This window comes from Variovorax sp. GW822-FHT04E09 (assembly GCF_058800845.1).
In genome coordinates this window covers 96,030-113,717 of sequence record NZ_JBXAMR010000005.1, presented here as the reverse complement: position 1 = coordinate 113,717, position 17,688 = coordinate 96,030, and the positions used below count along the sequence as shown (strand labels likewise).

Genomic DNA, 17,688 nt, shown 5'->3' with positions numbered 1-17,688 from the left:
ACACGCACATGAACTTCGAACACACCGAAGACCGGCGCATGCTCGCCGACAGCCTGAACCGCTTCATCGCCGAGCAGTACGCCTTCGATGCGCGCGACCGCATCGCGAAGTCGGCGCACGGTTTCAGCAAGGAAATCTTCCAGAACTTCGCCGAGCTCGGCGTGATCGGCGCGCTGTTCAGCGAGGCCGACGGCGGCTTCGGCGGCAGCGGCTTCGACATCGCCGTGGTCTTCGAAGCACTGGGCCGCGGCCTCGTGGTCGAGCCGCTGCTGGGCGCCGTGATGGTCGGCGAGGCGATCAGCGCCGCCGGCAGCGATGCGCAGAAAGAAAAGATCGGCGACATCGTCAACGGCGTGACCGTGGCGGCCTTTGCACACGACGAAGCCGACACGCACTACGAGCGCACGCGCGTGGCCACGAAGGCCGAGCGCAGCGGCGACGGCTGGGTGCTCAAGGGCGCCAAGGCCGTGGTGCCGCAAGGCGAGCAGGCCGACCTGTTCCTGGTCTCGGCCCGCACCTCGGGCAACGTCGATGACGAAGCCGGCATCTCGCTGTTCCTCGTGCCCGCGAAGACCGCCGGCCTCACCGTGCGCGGCTGCCCCGCGATCGACGGGGGCCGCGTGGCCGAACTCACGCTCGACGGCGTGACGCTCGGCGCCGACGCGCTGCTGGGCGCCGAAGGCCAGGGCGCAGCGACGCTGGAACGCGCCATCGGCCGCGGCGTGCTCGCGCTGTGCGCCGAAGCCCTGGGCGCGATGGAAGCCGCCAAGACCGCCACGCTCGAGTACCTGCGCACGCGCAAGCAGTTCGGCATCCTCATCGGCAGCTTCCAGGCCCTGCAGCACCGCATGGCCGACCTGCTGCTCGAGATCGAACAGGCCCGCTCGGCCGTGATCAACGCCGCCGCCGCCATCGACGGCAGCGACCGCGTGGCGCGCGAGCGTGCACTGTCGGCCGCCAAGTTCAGCATCGGCCGCATCGGTGCGCTGGTGGCCGAAGAAAGCATCCAGATGCACGGCGGCATCGGCATGACGTGGGAGCTGCCGCTGCCCCACTACGCCAAGCGCCTCGTGATGATCGACCACCAGCTCGGCGACGAAGACCACCACCTGCAGCGCTACATCGCTCTGGGCAAAGAGTCCGGCAAGGAGCTGGCGTCGTGAGCGACAACAAGACCGTGCTGATCAGCCAGGAAGGCGCCGTCCGCATCCTGACCAACAGCAACCCGACCGCGCGCAACGCGATCACGCCGACGCTGTACGCCGAACTCTCCGCCGCGCTCGCCGACGCGCAGAACGACCCCGAAGTGGGCGCCATCGTCTTCACCGGCGCGGGCGACTTCTTCTGCTCGGGCGGCGACCTGAACCTGCTGGCCAAGCGCCGCGAACTGCCCGAGGCCGAACGCCGCGAGAAGCTCGAAGGCCTGCACGACCTGATCCGCGCGATCCGCGATTGCGGCAAGCCCGTGATCGCGGCGGTCGAAGGCGGCGCGGCCGGCGCGGGCCTGTCGATGGCGCTGGCCTGCGACATGCTGGTGTCGGCGCGCGATGCGTTCTACACGGTGGCCTACGTCAAGGTCGGCCTCACGCCCGACGGCGGCGCCACGGCCTTCCTCGCGGAGTTCGTCTCGCGCCAGCTGCTCACCGAGCTGTGCCTCACCGGCGACCGCCTCACGGCCGAGCGCCTGCACGCGATGGGCGCGGTGAACCGCCTGACCGACAAGGGCGGCGCACTGGCCGAGGCCATCGCCCTCGCCGCCAAGGTGGCCAACGGCCCGCAGCGCGCGAGCGCACGCATCAAGACGCTGTGCCGCCAGGCCCATCGTGCAACGCTCGAGGAACAACTCGAGGCCGAAGCGATCTACATGGTGACGTCGCAGGCCGACGCCGAAGCCGCCGAAGGCATCGGCGCTTTCCTCGGCAAGCGCAAGGCCGACTTCGTCGCGTTGCGCCACGCGCCCCAGCCCGACGCGTCCTGACGCGCCGAGCCCCTCCCCGCTCGTGCATGCCGATGCAGATGCGGGGGTCTTTCGTTTTCCTGGAGTTGTTCCCATGCCCTCGCTGAATTCCTCGCTGCCGCTCGCCGGCGTGCGCGTCCTCGATCTGTCCCGCATCCTTGCCGGCCCCTGGTGCGGCATGGTGCTGGCCGACATGGGCGCCGAGGTGATCAAGGTCGAGCACCCGGGCCGCGGCGACGACACGCGCGACTGGGGCCTGCGCGTGGGCAAGACCGAAACCGCCTACTTCAACAGCGTGAACCGCAACAAGCGCTCGGTCACGCTCGACTTGCAGACGCCCGAAGGCCAGCAGATCGCACGCGACCTCGCCAAGCAGTGCGACGTGGTGATCCAGAACTTCAAGTTCGGCGGCATCGACAAGCTGGGCCTGGGCTACGAACAGCTGCGCAAGGAGAACCCGGGCCTCATCTACTGCTCGATCTCTGGCTACGACCGCACCGGCCCCGAGGCCGCACGCCCCGGCTACGACCTCGTGGTGCAGGGCGAGGCCGGCCTGATGGCGCTGAACGGCGAAGCGAACCAGCCCCCGCTGAAGTTCGGCGTGGCCGCCGTCGACCTGTTCACCGGCATGTACTCGGCGCAGGCCGTGCTGGCCGCGCTCTACCAGCGCGAGAAGACCGGCACGGGCCGCCACATCGAGATGGCGCTGTTCGACTGCGGCCTGATGATCACCGCCTACTACGGCCTCGAAGCGCTGCTGATGGGCGAAGACCCGCCGCGCTATGGCAACTCGCACCCGTCGATCGTGCCCTACGGCGTGTTCGACGCGGCCGACGGCCCGCTCGTGATCACCGTGGGCAACAACGCGCAGTTCATGCGCTTCTGCACCGAGGTGATCGAGCGCCCCGACCTCGCGGCCGACGAGCGCTTCAAGACCAACATCCTGCGCTCGGCCAACCGCGCCGCACTGCTGCCCGAGCTGACCGCCGAACTCGCGAAGCGCCCGCGCGCTGCGCTGCTCGAGAAACTCAACGCCTCGGGCATTCCCTGCGGCGAAGTGCTGGGCCTGCTGGAGGCGCTGAACTCCCCGCGCGCGACCGACGCCGGCCTGGTGACCAAGCAGCCGCACCCGGTGGCCGGCGAGGTCAACGTGCTGGCACCGCCCTACCGTTTCGATGGCGAGCGCCTGCCCGTGCGCAGCGCGCCGCCCACTTTGGGCGAAGGCACGCACGACGTGCTGAAGTCCCTGCTCGGCCTGTCGGATGAAAAGCTGGCAGCGCTGAAAACGAACGGCGTCGTCTGATCGCACCACGCGAAGACAACGCCCGCATCCCTGAAGAGAAATCCATGGCCTCCCCGTTCCTCCGTACCCCCCGCAACCCCGTGCGCCGCGCCCTGCTCGCGCTGGCCCTTCCCCTGCTGGCCGGCAGCGCCTTCGCCCAGGCCTGGCCGACCAAGCCGATCACGCTGGTCGTGCCCTTCCCGCCCGGCGGCCCGACCGACGTGGCCTCGCGCATCGTGGCGCAGAAGATGTCGCTGTCGCTCAAGCAGAACATCCTGGTCGACAACCGCAGCGGCGCCTCGGGCACCATCGGCGCGGCCTTTGCCGCCAAGGCCGCACCCGACGGCTACACCTTCGTGATGCTGGCCACCCCGACGCTGCTGGCCTCGCACCTGTACGGCACCGTGCCCTACGACATCTTCAAGAACTTCACGCCCGTGGGCACGGTGTACGACCTGCCGATCGTGATGGTGGTGAACCCGAAGGCGCTGCCCGGCGTGAACGGCCTGCAGGACCTGATCGCCAAGGCCAAGGCCGACGGCGGCAAGCTCAACTACACGACCGCCGGGGCCGGCAGCTTCGGCCACCTGACGACCGAGCAGCTGAAGAACATCGGCAAGTTCGAGATGCAGCACGTGCCCTACCGCGGCAGCGCCCCGGCAGTGACCGACCTCATCGGCGGCCAGGTGCCGGCGATGTTCTCCGACCTCGTGGCCGTGATCCCGCACATCCGCGCCGGCACGCTGCGCCCCATCGCCGTGGGCTCCGGCAAGCGCGTGAGCCTGCTGCCCGACGTGAAGACCGTGGCCGAGCAGGGCTTCCCCGGCTTCGACGCCACCTCGTGGGGCGGGCTGCTGGCTCCGGCCGGCACGCCGCAGGCCGTGGTGGACCGCATGAGCGCCGAGCTGAAGAAGGCGCTGGCCGACAAGGAAGTCGGCGAGAAGCTGCAGAGCGTGGGCTCCTTCGCGGCCTACGGCACGCCGGAACAGACCGCCACGCGCATGCGCCAGGACTTCGAGCGCTGGGGCAAGGTCATTCGCGACAACAAGATCACGAACCAGTAAGACACGGCCTCCGTCCGCAGCCGGCAAGCCCCCCTCAAGGAGACAACATGACAACAGGCAACGACAAGAACAACCCCACGGGAACGGCCAGCGCGCCGTTCCGCCCCCTGTTTCCGGTGCGCGGTCTCGCCGACATCCGGCGGCTGGAAGAAACGCCGCTCGAAGAAGCGCTCACGGTGCGCAGCACCTACGAGCTCTTCCGCAACTCCGGCGCGGCCTTCGGTGACAAGACCGCGCTCACCTTCCTGCGCAGCGGCAACCCGGCGGACGAACCCATCCGCTGGTCGTATGCGCAGCTGCTCGCGGGCATCCACCAGACCGCGAACCTGCTGCACACGCTGGGCGTGGGGCCTGACGATGCAGTGGCGGTGCTGCTGCCCGGTTGCCTCGAGTACCACCTCGCACTCTGGGGCGGTGAGGCCGCCGGCATCGTGCAGCCGCTGAACCCGCTGCTCACCGACGAGAAGCTGGTCGCGCTCATGACCGCGGGCCGCGCCAAGGTGCTCATCGCCTACGGCTCCGACACCGAGTCGGGCATGTGGTCGAAAGCGATGCGCCTGCGCGGCCAAGTGCCCACGCTCACCACCGTGCTGCGCGTGGCGCCGCACGACGAAGCGCTCGGCGCGGCCGGCACGCTCCCCGAAGGCGTGGCCGAGTTCGACGTGCTGCGCGCCGCGCAACCTTCGGACCGCCTCGTGAGCGGCCGCGACATCGCCCCCACCGACATCGCCGCCTACTTCCACACCGGCGGCACCACGGGCGCGCCCAAGCTCGCGCGCCACAGCCACGGCGCGCAGGTGTTCACCGCCTGGGCCAGCGTGCAGCTCGCGGGCATGAACGAGCAGGGCATCTCGATCAACGGCTACCCGCTGTTCCATGTGGCGGGCGTGCTGCCGGCCTCGCTGTCGTCGCTGTCGGCGGGCGTGGAGGTGATCATTCCGACGCCTTCGCTGCTGCGCAACAAGGAGGTGCTGGCCAACTACTGGAAGCTGGTCGAGAAGTACCGCCCGACCTCGCTGTCCGCCGTGCCCACGGTGCTCGCCGCGCTGGCCAACGTGCCGCTGGACGGCGCCGACATCTCCTCCATCACCTACTGCCGCACCGGCGCCGCCGTGCTCGCGCCCGAGCTGGCCGCGCGCTTCGAGCGCCTGTTCGGCCTGCATGTGCACGAGAGCCTGGGCATGACCGAGATGGCCGGCATCTCGACCATCACGCCGCCCGGCGTGAACGGGCCCGCGGGCTGCGTCGGCTTTCGGCTGCCCTATGCGCAGGTGCGCATCGTGGCGCTCGACGAGAACGGCAACGCCAGCGACCGCGAAGTGGCGCAGGGCGAGACCGGCATGGTGCTGTTCAAGTCGCCCAACGTGTTCTCGGGTTTTGTCGATCCGGCCGACAACGCCAAGGCCTTCACCGCCGACGGCTGGCTCGCGACCGGCGACCTGGGCTGGATGGACGCCGAAGAGCGGCTGCACCTCACGGGCCGCTCCAAAGACCTGATCATCCGCAGCGGCCACAACATCGACCCCAAGACCATCGAGGACGCGCTGGGCGCGCACCCCGCCGTGCAGCTGTGCGCCGCCGTCGGAGCGCCCGACGCCTACGCGGGCGAACTGCCCGTGATCTTCGCGACGCTGGTGCCCGGCGCCTCGGCCACCGAAGAGGAACTGCTGGCCTTCACTTCTGCACGCGTGGACGAGGCACCGGCCCGTCCCAAGTGGGTGTCGGTGATCGCCACGATGCCCATGACCAACGTCGGCAAGATCTACAAGCCCGAACTGCGCGCCATGGCCGCGCGGCAGGTGGTGGCGGCCACGGTCGCCGAGGTTTGCGCCGCACTCGGCGTGAACGATGCGGCCCGGCCGGCGGTGAGTACCGAAGGCGAAAGCCTCGTGCACGTGCAGATCGACGCCGCTGCAACGGGCGCACAAGCCGCTGCATTGCAGGAGCGGCTGCAGAAAGCCCTGGAGCCCCTGCCCTTCAAGACGTGCATCGCGCTGAAGTGACCCGCCTGCTTCTTCTTCGACACGATTTTCTGAAACCGAACGGGAGACAAACCATGACCCATCAACCCTCGACCCGCCGTGCGCTGCTGTGCGCCGCAGCCTCGACCGCCGCGCTGTTCGCATTGGCCCCCGCACATGCGCAGGCGCCCTACCCGAACAAGCCGATCCGCCTCGTCGTGCCCTTCCAGGCCGGCGGCGCGACCGACGTGCTGGCGCGCGTGCTGGGCCAGAAGATGTCGGCCAGCATGGGCCAGCCCATCGTGGTGGACAACAAGCCCGGCGCGGCCGGCATCATCGGCACCGACACGGTCGCCAAGGCCGCACCCGACGGCTACACCATCGTGCTGTCGCTGAGCAACTCGCTCATGACCAACGAGTTCCTCTACGAGAAGCTGCCCTACGACACGCAGCGCGACCTCACGCTGGTCTACCAGATCGCGATGGCGCCGCTGGTGCTCGTGGTGCACCCCAGCGTGCCCGCCAAGACCGGCCCCGAGCTGCTGAAGTACGTGGCCGCGAACAAGGGCAAGGTCGCCTACGGTTCGTACGGCGTGGGCGCCTACCCGCACCTGGCCGGCGCGCACATGAGCCTCACGCAGCAGGCCGACATGAACCACGTCGCCTACAAGGGCGAAGCGCCGATGGTGCAAGACCTGATCGGTGGCCAGATCCAGATGGCCTACGCCAGCGCGCTCGCAGCCAAGCCGCACATCGACGCGGGCAAGCTCAAGGCCGTCGGCGTGACCGGCGAGCGCCGCATGAGCACGCTGCCCAACGCGCCCACGCTGGCCGAGCAAGGCCTGAAGGACGAGGCCTACCGCGTGACCGGCTGGCTCGCCATCGCCGCACCCGCGAAGACGCCCAAGGCCATCGTGGACCGCATCGCCGACGAAGTGCGCAAGGCCACGCAGCAGCCCGACGTGCGCGAGCGCGTGGCGGCCATGGGCTTCGAGATCAAGGACAGCTCGCCCGAACTCTTTGCCGCGGCCTGGAAGCAGGAGCGCCCCGTGTGGGAGCGCCTGATCAAGCAGTCGGGCGCCAAGCTCGAATAACCCCTTCCCCATTTTTTGTCATTCAAGAGGAGCAGCCATGAAAGTTCTGGTGCCTGTCAAACGGGTCGTCGATTACAACGTGAAGGTGCGCGTCAAGAGCGACGGCACCGGGGTGGACATTGCCAACGTCAAGATGAGCATGAACCCCTTCGACGAGATCGCTGTCGAAGAGGCGGTGCGGCTGAAGGAAAAGGGCATCGTGACCGAAGTCATCGCCGTCTCCTGCGGCGATGCCAAGTGCCAGGAAACCCTGCGCACCGCGATGGCCATCGGCGCCGACCGCGGCATCCTGGTCGAGACGAGCGAAGAGCTGCAGCCTCTCGCGGTTGCCAAGCTGCTCAAGGCGCTGGTCGACAAGGAGCAGCCCCAGCTGATCATCCTCGGCAAGCAAGCCATCGACGACGACGCCAATCAAACGGGCCAGATGCTGGCTGCCTTGGCCGACCTGCCCCAAGCCACCTTCGCCTCGAAGGTCGATCTGGCAGCCGACAAGGTCACCGTCGCACGCGAAGTCGACGGCGGCATGGAAACCCTGACGCTCACGCTGCCCGCGGTCATCACGACCGACCTGCGCCTGAACGAGCCGCGCTACGTCACCTTGCCCAACATCATGAAGGCCAAGAAGAAGCAGCTGGACACCTTCAAGCCGGAAGACCTGGGCGTGGACGTGAAGCCCCGCCTGAAGACCCTCAAGGTCAGCGAGCCCCCGAAGCGTGGCGCCGGCATCAAGGTGCCCGACGTTGCCACCCTGGTGGACAAGCTCAAGAACGAAGCCAAAGTGATCTGAGGAAGAAACGAACATGACCGCACTCGTCATTGCCGAACACGACCACGCCAGCATCAAGCCGGCCACCCTCAACACCGTGACCGCAGCTCTGGCTTGCGGTGGCGACGTCCACATCCTCGTGGCCGGTGCCAACGCCGCCGAAGCCGCCAAGGCCGCCGCGCAGATCGCCGGCGTGTCCAAGGTGATCGCTGCAGATAGCGCTTCGCTGGCCGAGAACCTCGCCGAGAACGTCGCAGCCCAGGTGCTCGCGATCGCCGGCAACTACAGCCACATCCTGTTCCCCTCGACCGCCAACGGCAAGAACGTCGCTCCGCGCGTGGCCGCCAAGCTCGACGTGGCGCAGATCTCCGACATCACCAAGGTCGACAGCCCGGATACGTTCGAGCGCCCGATCTACGCCGGCAACGCCATCGCCACCGTGCAGAGCACCGACGCCACCAAGGTGATCACCGTGCGCACGACCGGCTTCGACGCCGCAGCCGCCACCGGTGGCAGCGCCACCGTTGAAACCGCCGAAGGCGTGGCCGACAGCGGCAAGAGCGCCTTCGTGGGCCGTGAAGTCACCAAGAGCGACCGCCCCGAACTGACGGCCGCCAAGATCATCGTCTCCGGTGGTCGTGCGCTGGGCAGCGCCGAGAAGTTCACCGAAGTGATGACACCGCTGGCCGACAAGCTCAACGCCGGCCTGGGCGCCAGCCGCGCCGCGGTCGACGCGGGCTACGCCCCGAACGACTGGCAAGTGGGCCAGACGGGCAAGATCGTCGCGCCGCAGCTGTACATCGCCGCGGGCATCTCGGGTGCGATCCAGCACTTGGCCGGCATGAAGGACTCGAAGGTCATCGTCGCGATCAACAAGGACGAAGAAGCCCCGATCTTCTCGGTAGCCGACTACGGCCTCGTGGCCGACCTGTTCACGGCCGTGCCGGAACTCGTGACCACGCTGTAAGCGGCTGCGACGATGAAGACCCGCATCACCGAACTGCTCGGCATCCGCTACCCCATCATCCAGGGCGGCATGCAATGGGTGGGCCGCGCCGAGCTGGCCGCCGCCGTGTCGAACGCCGGCGGCCTGGGCATTCTCACGGCGCTCACGCAGCCCACGCCCGACGACCTGCGCCAAGAAATCGCGCGCACGCGCACGATGACCGACAAGCCCTTCGGCGTGAACCTCACGATCCTGCCGGCGGTGAAGCCGCCGCCGTACGCCGAGTACGTGCAGGCCATCATCGACAGCGGCGTGAAGATCGTGGAGACCGCGGGCAACAGCCCGAAGGACTTCATCGAGGCCCTGAAGCGCCACGACGTGAAGATCGTCCACAAGTGCACCTCGGTGCGCCACGCGCTCTCGGCCGAGCGCAACGGCGTCGACGCGGTGTCCGTGGACGGCTTCGAATGCGCGGGCCACCCGGGCGAGGACGACGTGCCCGGCCTCGTGCTGCTGCCGGTGGCGGCGCGCAAGCTGCGCATTCCGATCATCGCGTCGGGCGGCATCGCCGACGGCCGCGGCATGGCTGCCGCGCTGGCGCTCGGTGCCGAGGGCATCAACATGGGCACGCGCTTCTGCGTGACCCAGGAAGCGCCGATCCACGACAACATCAAGCAGGCGCTGGTGGCCGCGACCGAGCGCGACACCAAGCTGATGTTCCGCACGCTGCACAACACGGCGCGCGTGTTCCGCAACGCGATCTCCGAAGAAGTGGTGGCCACCGAACGTCGTCCGGGCGGCTGCGAGTTCGAGGACATCCGCCCGCTGGTGGCGGGTGCGCGCGGCCGCGCGGCGCTGGAGTCGGGCGAGGTGCACAACGGCGTGGTCTCGGCCGGCCAGTGCATCGGGCTGATCGACGACATCCCGACCTGCGCGGAACTGCTGGAACGCATGGTGCGCGAGTGCCGTGAGCATCTGGACCGCGCCCGCAGCTGGATGAACTGAAGCTCTGCCGCGCTCCCGCCGACGGGAGCGTTCAGAGCCGCTTCGGACTGGCGCGGCACGGGCCCACGAGGTCCGTGCTCAGCGCATCGCAGAAGCTGCATTTGTTGGCGCTCGCCGAGACTTCGTGCCGCATGAACCGGCCACTTCGCCGGGTTCTTCTCTAGAGTGAATGCCCCTGTCACTCGACACCCCACCAAGGGAAGAAGAAAGGCGCCACACCCCCACCACCATCGAGATGTTTGAAGGCTGCTTGCCTCGCGGCAGGTCATCGGTGCGAAAGCAGCGATGCAGATGCGAGGTATCAAAAGGCGACGGCCGAGGTGTTACTAGCACCCCAGCCGTCTAACCAAGTTCGTGCAATCGCCTTGGAAGGAACGCACAAAAATGGCTACCAAGACTATAGCCCGGCCAACTACGCCGGTAGCTTCCGAAGACAACGCCCAAGACCCGGCGGATCTTCTCGAAAACACACTCTCGCAACTCGAAGCGCTCCTGTGGGTCTGCCACGGGGAAGAGATCGACTGGTGCAGCGGTGACGGGCCTCGACAGCTGGACAACGTGCTTTGGCTTGCGGCTGATCTCGCTCGCAAGGCGGGGGAGCTGTTTCAACTGAGCGAGATGGCGCGACGCACAGCGTTTGAGACCGGCGGTTAGCGGCTGGTCTGCGGGCTGCTGGGTTCGCGGCGCGCTCCGCTTCTTGCCAGTGAACTGCCCTTCAACGCGGCTGCTCCGACCACCAGCGGGAAGAAAAGCTGGCCACAAAAACCGGGGCGATTCAGTTCGCCCTGTGCTGTTAGCCTTGCATGGTCGGCAGGGCCTCTGCCACGCCAACTCCGGCCATCGTGCCCAAAATTTTTGAAGTGAACTCACCATGACCAGCCCGCTGTACAACGCCTCCGTTCCCGTCATGCAGCAGATGCTGCGCGCCCTGTCCGACGTGCTCAAGAAGGCCGAAGACCAGGCGACGCAAAGGAATATCGATCCCAATGCGCTGCTGCAGGCGCGGCTGTTCCCTGACATGTTTCCGCTGGTGCGTCAGGTACAGATCGCCGCAGACTTCTCCAAGGGCATTGCCTCCCGCCTGGCGGGTGCCGAGGTGCCGTCCTGGCCCGACACCGAGGTCAGCTTCGCCGACCTGCAAGCGTTGATCGCCAAAGCTCTGGCCCATATCGGCTCCTTCAAGCCTGAGCAATTCGATTCCAGCGAGAGCCGCGAGATCGTATTGCGCCCCGGCACCCCCAAGGAAAAGAAGCTGACCGCAAGCGCATACCTTCTGCACTATGGACTGCCGCAGTTTTTCTTCCACGTGACCACCACCTATGCCATCTTGCGCCACAACGGTATGGAGATCGGCAAGCGCGACTACATGGGTGCCTACTGACCCAAGACAGACAGGCGTTCAGCCACTCTGGCCACTGCCGCTCGAAGTGCAAGCGTGCACGGCAACCCCAATGTGTTGACGCGCGACATCGGCACCTCATCGCTGGCGCAGGGTTGCGCGGGGCAACGCACTACGGTGCAGGTCGAGCGCCACGACGGCGTGCTGCCACCGATTCGCGCCTTTGAGCCACCAATGACGGTCCTCCGAGGGGCCTTCATCATCCGATGAAGGCCCCTTGAAGGCGCCGCCCTAGAGCCTGGGCCTGCCGGCGCTCGAACACGGTGTTCAACGGCCAGCGTACGGCAGCGACGAGTGATGCACGACGATGCGCAGCTTGCCGGCACCGTCCTTCACGAAAGTCCAGGTCTTGTCGACCGTGGTGACCTTGCCGTCCGGGTCAGTGAAGAGCACGTTACCCAGCGTGCTGGCCACGTCGCCGTGGATGAGCACGGCACTGTTGGCAATCTCGCATTTGGTCCAGCCCTTCAGGGCGAAGCCGGTGTCGTTGGGAAAGGCAGGGTTGCCGCCCACGAAGTACGCCAGCGCGCCGTCGCGAGCGGTGCGAAAGGTCTGCGGCGATGTCGTGAGCGTCGGCTTGAACAGCACTGCACCCAACTGGTAGGCGTAGGCGCTGTCGATGACCTTCTCGGCCAGCGCCCTGGCGGCCGGCTGCCCTCCGCTGGAATTCGCAGCGCTGATGTCGACCAGCGCCTTGCACCAGGCCTGCTGGGCCCCCAGGACTTCCGCTTCCGTGATGCTCCGGTCGACGACTTTCTCCTTGGCGGCGGCCGGCAAGATTGCCCCTGCGATCAGGAGGCTGGCGATGGCGCTGGGAATGAATTTTTTCATTTGGGTCTCCAATTGAAGTAGTTGGATACCGGAGCGGCCGGGTGGGTCGAGCCGAGACCCAAAGTGCATCCATACGACATGCACAAGGCATGATGCGCCGGCTGATTTGCTCTGAGTAAAAGATGCAAATGAAATGAATGGTTGTGCATTCGCGAGATAGCCAGGCGTGCAGGCCTGTCTCGCAACAGTCTGAAGTGGGCGCACACGAAGGACGGGTATGCAGCGGTTGCCGACATCTTCTGGCCTCGCGCGAATGAGTGCTATCGGCCAGAACCGGACCTTCGCTCACGCCGCCCAGTTCGCGAACACCCTAAGGTCACCAGGGGCCAACAATCGTCCGTTTTTTTGCGCCGGAACGATTCGGTCACAAGCAGACACTCAACATGGGACAGGTGTCGAACGAAAGCCATCCTCTCGGTCTGCACCAGAATTTCCCCCGATCTGCGAAGACCTCATCACATGCAACAACGTTTTCTGAATGCCTTGCTGGCTGCCCTCATCGCCAGCTTCGGCATCTCTGGCGATCCGGTACGCGCCCAGGCCCAAACGACGCCCAAGGTGCAGCCCGGCGAGGGGCGGCCTTACGAGATTGTCGACAGCGAGGTATGGGACGTGCCCGATCCGGTTTCAGGCCGCGGCTACCAAGTCTTCGTTGCTTTGCCGCCGTCCTATGCGAAGCAGCCCCGGCAGCGCTACCCCGTGCTGTATGTGACTGACGCCGACTACGCTTTCCCGATCGTCCGGCAGTTGGGGCGCCGCCTGAACGTTGAAGGGCCTCGGATCGAGGAATTCATCCTCGTCGGCCTGTCTTACGCAAAGGGCGAGGACGGGGCGTTCAGCCGCCAGCGCGACTACACACCGACACCGAACGGCCCAAGCACCGCGCCTGCTAATGCGGTCCACGGTCAGGCGCGCGCCTATCAAGAATATCTGCGCAACCAGGTAAAGCCGTTCATCGCCGCTCGCTACCGGGCCGACCCGGCCAGAGCAATGTTTCTCGGCCACTCCTACGGCGCCCTGCTTGGGATGCAGATCCTTTTCACCGAGCCCGGCTTGTTCAACGGCTATATCCTCGGCAGCCCATCTCTCTGGTACGACAAGCGACATGCCTTGAAGCTCGAAGCGAGCTACGCCAAACAGAATCGGGACCTGACGGCGAATGTCTATCTTTATGTCGGCGCCTATGAGGCGCTGCGCAAAGGTGTTCGGCGCTACAACCAGACGGTAGACATGGTTGCCGACAACTAGGCGCTGGAGACGGTGCTACAGAACAGAAAGTACCCAGGCTTGAAGCTGAAGTCAGCGGTCCTGAACGACGAGGACCATCTCACCGTCGCGCCGCGTGGCTTTACGCAGGGCATGAAATATCTGCTCTCGGCGCACTGACAAATTGCAGCGAACGGACAAGTCGTCAACTCTTTGTGAGTGCGTATGCAAGAAGGAGTGAAACTGCAGCCTCACACCATCTTTCTGTGAATCAGCGGAAGCCCGGCTTCGGACAGAAGCAGTCATTCGGCGTCGCCACCTCGACCCTTCGAGGTCCGCGGGCCATCTTCAAGCCGGAATCTCGCGCTCCAGTCGGCATAGGAAAGATCGCGCCACTTTTACACCTCGGCAACGCGCACGCAGGTCGCCAAGCGCGTAGACGACGCATTCATCGCTCAAGGCCTCTTGCACTGATCAGATCGCGCACGGCAATGGTCATCACCAAAAGCGCCAAGCCGGCGGCGGTCAGGGTTGCCGCCGCGTAGAAGCTGATCAGGGCCCAGTAAAGGACAGGCTGCTCGACGGCAAGGATGTCAGGTCCTTTGCGGTTGTTGAGCACCCCGGTGCGCACGCTTTCCACCACTTCGATCGCTCCAATAAGGCACCCCCAGCCGATCAAGGTCGCGACGGCGAGGGCTGCCATCGACTGTAGCCACGGCCGTCGGCGGTTCGGGGCATTCGGACGGCCCGTCACGTGCTCACTGCGTTGGCAAACGTCAACCGACTCCCGAAGGAATGCCGAACTGTCACCTCACGCGTGCCCCACCCCGTGTCCTCGATGCCAGGACACGCGTGGCCGTACTGCTTGGCTGCCATCCCGGCATGAAAGCCATCGATTCCGTTGCATGCAATGCGCAGGACTGCACCGCGGCAGGTGCCGCTGTGTTCGGCCAAGTGCTGCACACGGCCTTCGCGCGAAACCTGGAGGTACGGTGGCAGCATAGGCCCAAAGCGATGTTGCTCCACAAGCGTTGTTTCTATTTAGTTAATCTCATGTGCGCGAACTCATCAGACGCACGTTGTCCGTCTCCGGATTATCGAAGGGCCCATCTTCACAATGAAGTACATGAATCGACACTGGGCCCCAGTCGAAATCCGTAGGAATTTTTGATGGTGGGACGGGGATTCACACATCCTAAATGGGCCTTTTCCATTGCCTCGGGTGTGTGTCAATCCATTCCAGCTCCAGCTTTCATGATCGCGCGAAATTGTCGAGAGCAGCGCCCTTTGCGATGGCAAGGCGACCGGCCACAGTCGGCCAAGAGCGGAAGTTCGTCGGCGCCTCTCAGCTTTCCAGACGGGGCGCGCCTGCTTCCCGCCGCCTTCAATACAGTGAACCGAAAATGACGCCTGAAGAAAGCCAAGCCAATCAGTCGATTCTCGACGGCGTGGAAGCCGTCGGTGGCGGCTACGTGTGGGACGCGGAGGTCTTTGCGGTCACTCTTATGGATGTATCTTTGGCGGACGATAAAGTCATTCCGCTTTGCGGTCTGCGAGGCATCCAGCAAATTGCGCTCGACGCCTCGCGGCTCTCCATAGCGACCATCGCGGCATTGGCAGGCATCACCGGGTTGCAGTCGCTTGTGCTCGCGCGACGCACCTTCACCGAGAGTCAGCGGAACGAGCTCAGTCGATTGGGGCCTCAGATTGTTGAGGTCGATGACCAGGGCTCGTTGCGACCACAAGCAGCCACTCGGCGGGCTCATCGAATATGAAAATCGAAGATTGCCAGATCGAGTTCCGGCGCCGCCTCAAGGCTGCTGGCAAGAAGGTAGCTGGCCTGATGCCTGGCACTAACGCAGGTTGGCGCAGGAGCAGAGACTATGCAGCCGGGCGATCACTTGACATGAATTCTGGGCGAGAACTTTGCCATCGGCGAGCTCGCCTCGCATGTCGGCATGCCAGCCAAATACCGCGCCATCGTGTCGATGTCCGTCTCTGAAAGGGTCGTGCCGTCAGTCGCACCGTATCCGGGCTATCGACCGAAAACTTCCAATCACTGCATGGCCAGGTCCAGACCCATCCAATTGCAAAATTCAAAGGTGAGGAAGAGCACGAGGAACGCAGAAGCGACGAACGCCCCGCCCACCTTGATGGATGTCAGTACCACTGCAGCTGTCTTCTGATTCTTGTCCTTCTGTCCCCGTTCGTAATGCCACTTGACGGCTAAATACATGCCCACGCTGAGCACGAGAACCTTGAAGATAACAAAAGAGATAGGGATTGAATTCATGATTGAAGGGATATCAATGGTGAAAGACGGCGAAGTGCTCGAGTGCGGCGATTAGCTCAATAGACCAATGAAGAAACGGTCAATCAATCAATCTAACGAAACGGTAACGGTCAGCTAAATGGGCGTCCGCAAGACGCGTCGAAAGGCGGAGCAGTCTGCCTGCACCACAGAAGCACTCTCATCGTGCTGTCGAGTGTTCATCTTCCAGGCTGATACGTACAGAACCAGATCATCTGGAAATTTCCATATCAGATGCAAGGAAGCCGGTGGTCGCTCCGGGGCACGCCGACGTCTGATATGACAATCTCTGGAGCGGTCCAGAACGACCGTATCAGAAAGAGATGCCCATGAACCGCTACGAGAAGCTTGCCGACAACATCGCTCAGCGTATTCGCGCGGGTAGCCTGAAGGCGAACGATCGCCTTCCCTCCGTGCGCGAACTGACGTCGCAAATGGGCATCAGTGCGTCCACCGTGTTCTCTGCTTATTACCTGCTGGAGGCGCAAGGGCTTGTCGAAGCGCGGCAGCGGTCGGGGTACTTCGTTCGAGCGGGCGCGGAAATGCCGGCCAACGAACTCGCCGCCAGCGAGCCTGTCCTGCGGTCCATGTCGGTCGACGTCTCGTCGCTTGTCTTTCAGGTCCTTGCGCAGGCTCGCGAGCGCGATATGGTCCCGCTCGGCTCGGCCTTTCCGTCGCCAGAGCTGTTTCCCTTCGAGCAACTTGCCGCCGGCCTGACGCGAGCGCTCAAGCGGATGGATCCGTGGCAGACCGTCGAGGATTTGTCGCCAGGAAACGCCTTACTACGCCATCAGATCTCCCTGCGTTACGGCAGCATCGGGATGGATGTTCCTGCGTCTGAACTGGTCATCACCAGCGGGGCGATGGAAGCACTCAATCTTGCGCTCGAATCGGTGACGCAGCCAGGCGACCTCGTGGCGATCGAAACGCCAACCTTTTATGGTGCGTTGCAGGCACTGGAGCGGCGCGGTCTTCGCGCGGTCGAGGTAGAGACCCACCCGCGAACAGGCGTAGATCTCGACTCTCTTGCTCGCGTGATCGACCAGCATCCGGTGAAGGCCTGCTGGTTCATGCCGACCTTCCAGAATCCAATGGGCTGCACCATGAGCGACGCAGCCAAAGAGCAACTGGTCAGCATGCTCGCCGCCCGCGCCATACCGCTGATCGAAGACGACGTGTACGGCGAGCTCGCGCATGGGGCTCGGAGACCGCCACCAGCCAAGGCCTGGGACCGGGATGGCTGGGTGCTGCACTGCAGTTCTTTCTCGAAATCCCTGGCCCCCGGATATCGCATCGGTTGGGTAGCGGGCGGTCGCTTTGCAGCCACTTTGGGTCGCAACAAGTTGATGAGCTCGCTGGCGACGGCACTCCCCTCGCAGCTGGCGTTGCAGGAGTACCTGCAACACAAGAGTTTCGATCGTCACCTGCGCGCCCTGCGGCATTCGCTCAGCCGCCAGCAGGCTGCATGCTTGCGATTTATCGATCGATACTTTCCGACTGGAACGCGGGTCACGCGCCCCGAGGGTGGCTATTTCCTGTGGCTCGCGCTGCCAGAAGGTGTCGACTCGCTCGCACTGCACCAGGACGCTCTTCGGCTCGGCATAGGCGTAGCGCCGGGCCATTTGTTTTCAGCCGACCGCCGATACACCCGGCACCTGCGCATCAACTACGGGTATCTCGGCGACCCGCGCTTGGAAGGGGCTATCAGGAGTCTTGGAGATCTCGCCAACGCGCAGCTGAAATCTACAACTGGAAAATCGGGGCCCATCTTCGAGGAACGTTCGTCGAGACCCTAGCTCGCGTCCATGCAGGTCGAGGTCCGCCGACTTCGACTGACTCTCAACGTCGCGTGCCGCTTCTGTCCAG

The 17,688-nt window shown here is 65.1% G+C and carries 18 protein-coding genes; 14 read left to right on the top strand and 4 right to left on the bottom strand.

The annotated features are described in order from the left end of the window. The first annotated feature begins 8 nt into the window (after positions 1-8). From AC1RL8_RS20680 to AC1RL8_RS20630, 11 genes are all read left to right on the top strand, one after another. Entirely contained in the window at positions 9-1,163 is a 1,155-nt protein-coding gene (locus tag AC1RL8_RS20680) for an acyl-CoA dehydrogenase family protein (RefSeq protein WP_492686338.1), read from the top strand. Beyond that, on the top strand, positions 1,160-1,978 hold the full coding sequence (locus AC1RL8_RS20675; RefSeq protein WP_492686339.1) for an oxepin-CoA hydrolase, alternative type: 819 nt from the start codon (positions 1,160-1,162) through the stop codon (positions 1,976-1,978). The genes AC1RL8_RS20680 and AC1RL8_RS20675 overlap by 4 nt, the downstream gene beginning before the upstream one ends. A 73-nt stretch (positions 1,979-2,051) precedes the next feature. Next, positions 2,052-3,260, top strand: coding sequence for a CaiB/BaiF CoA transferase family protein (locus AC1RL8_RS20670; RefSeq protein WP_369631199.1), 1,209 nt, complete (start codon positions 2,052-2,054; stop codon positions 3,258-3,260). Between the two features lie 44 nt (positions 3,261-3,304). Further along, positions 3,305-4,303 carry a Bug family tripartite tricarboxylate transporter substrate binding protein gene (locus tag AC1RL8_RS20665; protein WP_492686340.1) on the top strand — a complete coding sequence of 333 codons (999 nt, stop codon included), beginning with the start codon at positions 3,305-3,307 and terminating at the stop codon, positions 4,301-4,303. A gap of 47 nt (positions 4,304-4,350) precedes the next feature. After that, on the top strand, positions 4,351-6,306 hold the full coding sequence (locus tag AC1RL8_RS20660; protein ID WP_492686341.1) for an acyl-CoA synthetase: 1,956 nt from the start codon (positions 4,351-4,353) through the stop codon (positions 6,304-6,306). Between the two features lie 53 nt (positions 6,307-6,359). Next, complete coding sequence (locus AC1RL8_RS20655) at positions 6,360-7,358, top strand: Bug family tripartite tricarboxylate transporter substrate binding protein (RefSeq protein ID WP_492686342.1); 999 nt, start codon at positions 6,360-6,362, stop codon at positions 7,356-7,358. Positions 7,359-7,395: 37 nt separating this feature from the next. Next, the gene (locus AC1RL8_RS20650) at positions 7,396-8,145 is read left to right on the top strand and encodes an electron transfer flavoprotein subunit beta/FixA family protein (RefSeq protein WP_095743555.1); all 750 of its coding nucleotides are present in this window, start codon (positions 7,396-7,398) and stop codon (positions 8,143-8,145) included. A gap of 13 nt (positions 8,146-8,158) precedes the next feature. After that, positions 8,159-9,091 (top strand): electron transfer flavoprotein subunit alpha/FixB family protein, encoded by a 933-nt coding sequence (locus AC1RL8_RS20645; RefSeq protein ID WP_062470989.1) that lies wholly within the window; start codon positions 8,159-8,161, stop codon positions 9,089-9,091. Positions 9,092-9,103: 12 nt separating this feature from the next. After that, positions 9,104-10,075: an NAD(P)H-dependent flavin oxidoreductase gene (locus tag AC1RL8_RS20640; RefSeq protein WP_095747425.1), complete on the top strand. Its 972-nt coding sequence runs from the start codon at positions 9,104-9,106 to the stop codon at positions 10,073-10,075. Positions 10,076-10,459: 384 nt separating this feature from the next. Beyond that, positions 10,460-10,729, top strand: coding sequence for a hypothetical protein (locus tag AC1RL8_RS20635; RefSeq protein WP_492686343.1), 270 nt, complete (start codon positions 10,460-10,462; stop codon positions 10,727-10,729). Positions 10,730-10,946: 217 nt separating this feature from the next. Beyond that, positions 10,947-11,456, top strand: coding sequence for a DUF1993 domain-containing protein (locus tag AC1RL8_RS20630; protein ID WP_093058073.1), 510 nt, complete (start codon positions 10,947-10,949; stop codon positions 11,454-11,456). 285 nt (positions 11,457-11,741) lie between these two features. On the opposite strand, the gene AC1RL8_RS20625 is transcribed toward AC1RL8_RS20630, so the two are convergent. After that, positions 11,742-12,305, bottom strand: a complete 564-nt coding sequence (locus AC1RL8_RS20625) for a metal-independent carbonic anhydrase family protein (protein WP_139701440.1) — start codon at positions 12,303-12,305, stop codon at positions 11,742-11,744. A gap of 459 nt (positions 12,306-12,764) precedes the next feature. Between AC1RL8_RS20625 and AC1RL8_RS20620 the strand changes: the two genes are divergently transcribed. Further along, positions 12,765-13,553 carry an alpha/beta hydrolase gene (locus AC1RL8_RS20620; RefSeq protein ID WP_492686344.1) on the top strand — a complete coding sequence of 263 codons (789 nt, stop codon included), beginning with the start codon at positions 12,765-12,767 and terminating at the stop codon, positions 13,551-13,553. A gap of 406 nt (positions 13,554-13,959) precedes the next feature. Here the strand turns inward: AC1RL8_RS20620 and AC1RL8_RS20615 are convergent, their stop codons facing one another. Next, a complete protein-coding gene (locus AC1RL8_RS20615; RefSeq protein ID WP_492686345.1) occupies positions 13,960-14,214 on the bottom strand; it encodes a hypothetical protein in 255 nt (84 codons plus the stop codon). Between the two features lie 47 nt (positions 14,215-14,261). Then, on the bottom strand, positions 14,262-14,537 hold the full coding sequence (locus tag AC1RL8_RS20610; protein WP_492686346.1) for a glyoxalase superfamily protein: 276 nt from the start codon (positions 14,535-14,537) through the stop codon (positions 14,262-14,264). A 377-nt stretch (positions 14,538-14,914) separates the two neighbouring features. Here AC1RL8_RS20610 and AC1RL8_RS20605 point away from each other — a divergent pair, with 377 nt between their 5' ends. Beyond that, positions 14,915-15,286 carry a hypothetical protein gene (locus tag AC1RL8_RS20605; RefSeq protein ID WP_492686347.1) on the top strand — a complete coding sequence of 124 codons (372 nt, stop codon included), beginning with the start codon at positions 14,915-14,917 and terminating at the stop codon, positions 15,284-15,286. A 281-nt stretch (positions 15,287-15,567) separates the two neighbouring features. Here AC1RL8_RS20605 and AC1RL8_RS20600 read toward each other — a convergent pair whose 3' ends face one another. Further along, entirely contained in the window at positions 15,568-15,804 is a 237-nt protein-coding gene (locus AC1RL8_RS20600) for a hypothetical protein (protein ID WP_062471033.1), read from the bottom strand. A gap of 347 nt (positions 15,805-16,151) precedes the next feature. Here AC1RL8_RS20600 and AC1RL8_RS20595 point away from each other — a divergent pair, with 347 nt between their 5' ends. Further along, positions 16,152-17,618, top strand: coding sequence for an aminotransferase-like domain-containing protein (locus AC1RL8_RS20595; RefSeq protein ID WP_492686348.1), 1,467 nt, complete (start codon positions 16,152-16,154; stop codon positions 17,616-17,618). Positions 17,619-17,688 lie beyond the last annotated feature (70 nt).

Bases quoted from the DNA above. Each gene is read 5' to 3' on its own strand.
- AC1RL8_RS20620 (WP_492686344.1), top strand. From the start codon at position 12,765: ATGCAACAACGTTTTCTGAATGCCTTGCTGGCTGCCCTCATCGCCAGC.
- AC1RL8_RS20640 (WP_095747425.1), top strand. From the start codon at position 9,104: ATGAAGACCCGCATCACCGAACTGCTCGGCATCCGCTACCCCATCATC.
- AC1RL8_RS20600 (WP_062471033.1), bottom strand. From the start codon at position 15,804: ATGAATTCAATCCCTATCTCTTTTGTTATCTTCAAGGTTCTCGTGCTC.
- AC1RL8_RS20630 (WP_093058073.1), top strand. From the start codon at position 10,947: ATGACCAGCCCGCTGTACAACGCCTCCGTTCCCGTCATGCAGCAGATG.
- AC1RL8_RS20670 (WP_369631199.1), top strand. From the start codon at position 2,052: ATGCCCTCGCTGAATTCCTCGCTGCCGCTCGCCGGCGTGCGCGTCCTC.
- AC1RL8_RS20665 (WP_492686340.1), top strand. From the start codon at position 3,305: ATGGCCTCCCCGTTCCTCCGTACCCCCCGCAACCCCGTGCGCCGCGCC.
- AC1RL8_RS20615 (WP_492686345.1), bottom strand. From the start codon at position 14,214: ATGGCAGCCCTCGCCGTCGCGACCTTGATCGGCTGGGGGTGCCTTATT.
- AC1RL8_RS20645 (WP_062470989.1), top strand. From the start codon at position 8,159: ATGACCGCACTCGTCATTGCCGAACACGACCACGCCAGCATCAAGCCG.
- AC1RL8_RS20680 (WP_492686338.1), top strand. From the start codon at position 9: ATGAACTTCGAACACACCGAAGACCGGCGCATGCTCGCCGACAGCCTG.
- AC1RL8_RS20660 (WP_492686341.1), top strand. From the start codon at position 4,351: ATGACAACAGGCAACGACAAGAACAACCCCACGGGAACGGCCAGCGCG.
- AC1RL8_RS20635 (WP_492686343.1), top strand. From the start codon at position 10,460: ATGGCTACCAAGACTATAGCCCGGCCAACTACGCCGGTAGCTTCCGAA.
- AC1RL8_RS20655 (WP_492686342.1), top strand. From the start codon at position 6,360: ATGACCCATCAACCCTCGACCCGCCGTGCGCTGCTGTGCGCCGCAGCC.
- AC1RL8_RS20650 (WP_095743555.1), top strand. From the start codon at position 7,396: ATGAAAGTTCTGGTGCCTGTCAAACGGGTCGTCGATTACAACGTGAAG.
- AC1RL8_RS20595 (WP_492686348.1), top strand. From the start codon at position 16,152: ATGAACCGCTACGAGAAGCTTGCCGACAACATCGCTCAGCGTATTCGC.
- AC1RL8_RS20605 (WP_492686347.1), top strand. From the start codon at position 14,915: ATGACGCCTGAAGAAAGCCAAGCCAATCAGTCGATTCTCGACGGCGTG.
- AC1RL8_RS20625 (WP_139701440.1), bottom strand. From the start codon at position 12,305: ATGAAAAAATTCATTCCCAGCGCCATCGCCAGCCTCCTGATCGCAGGG.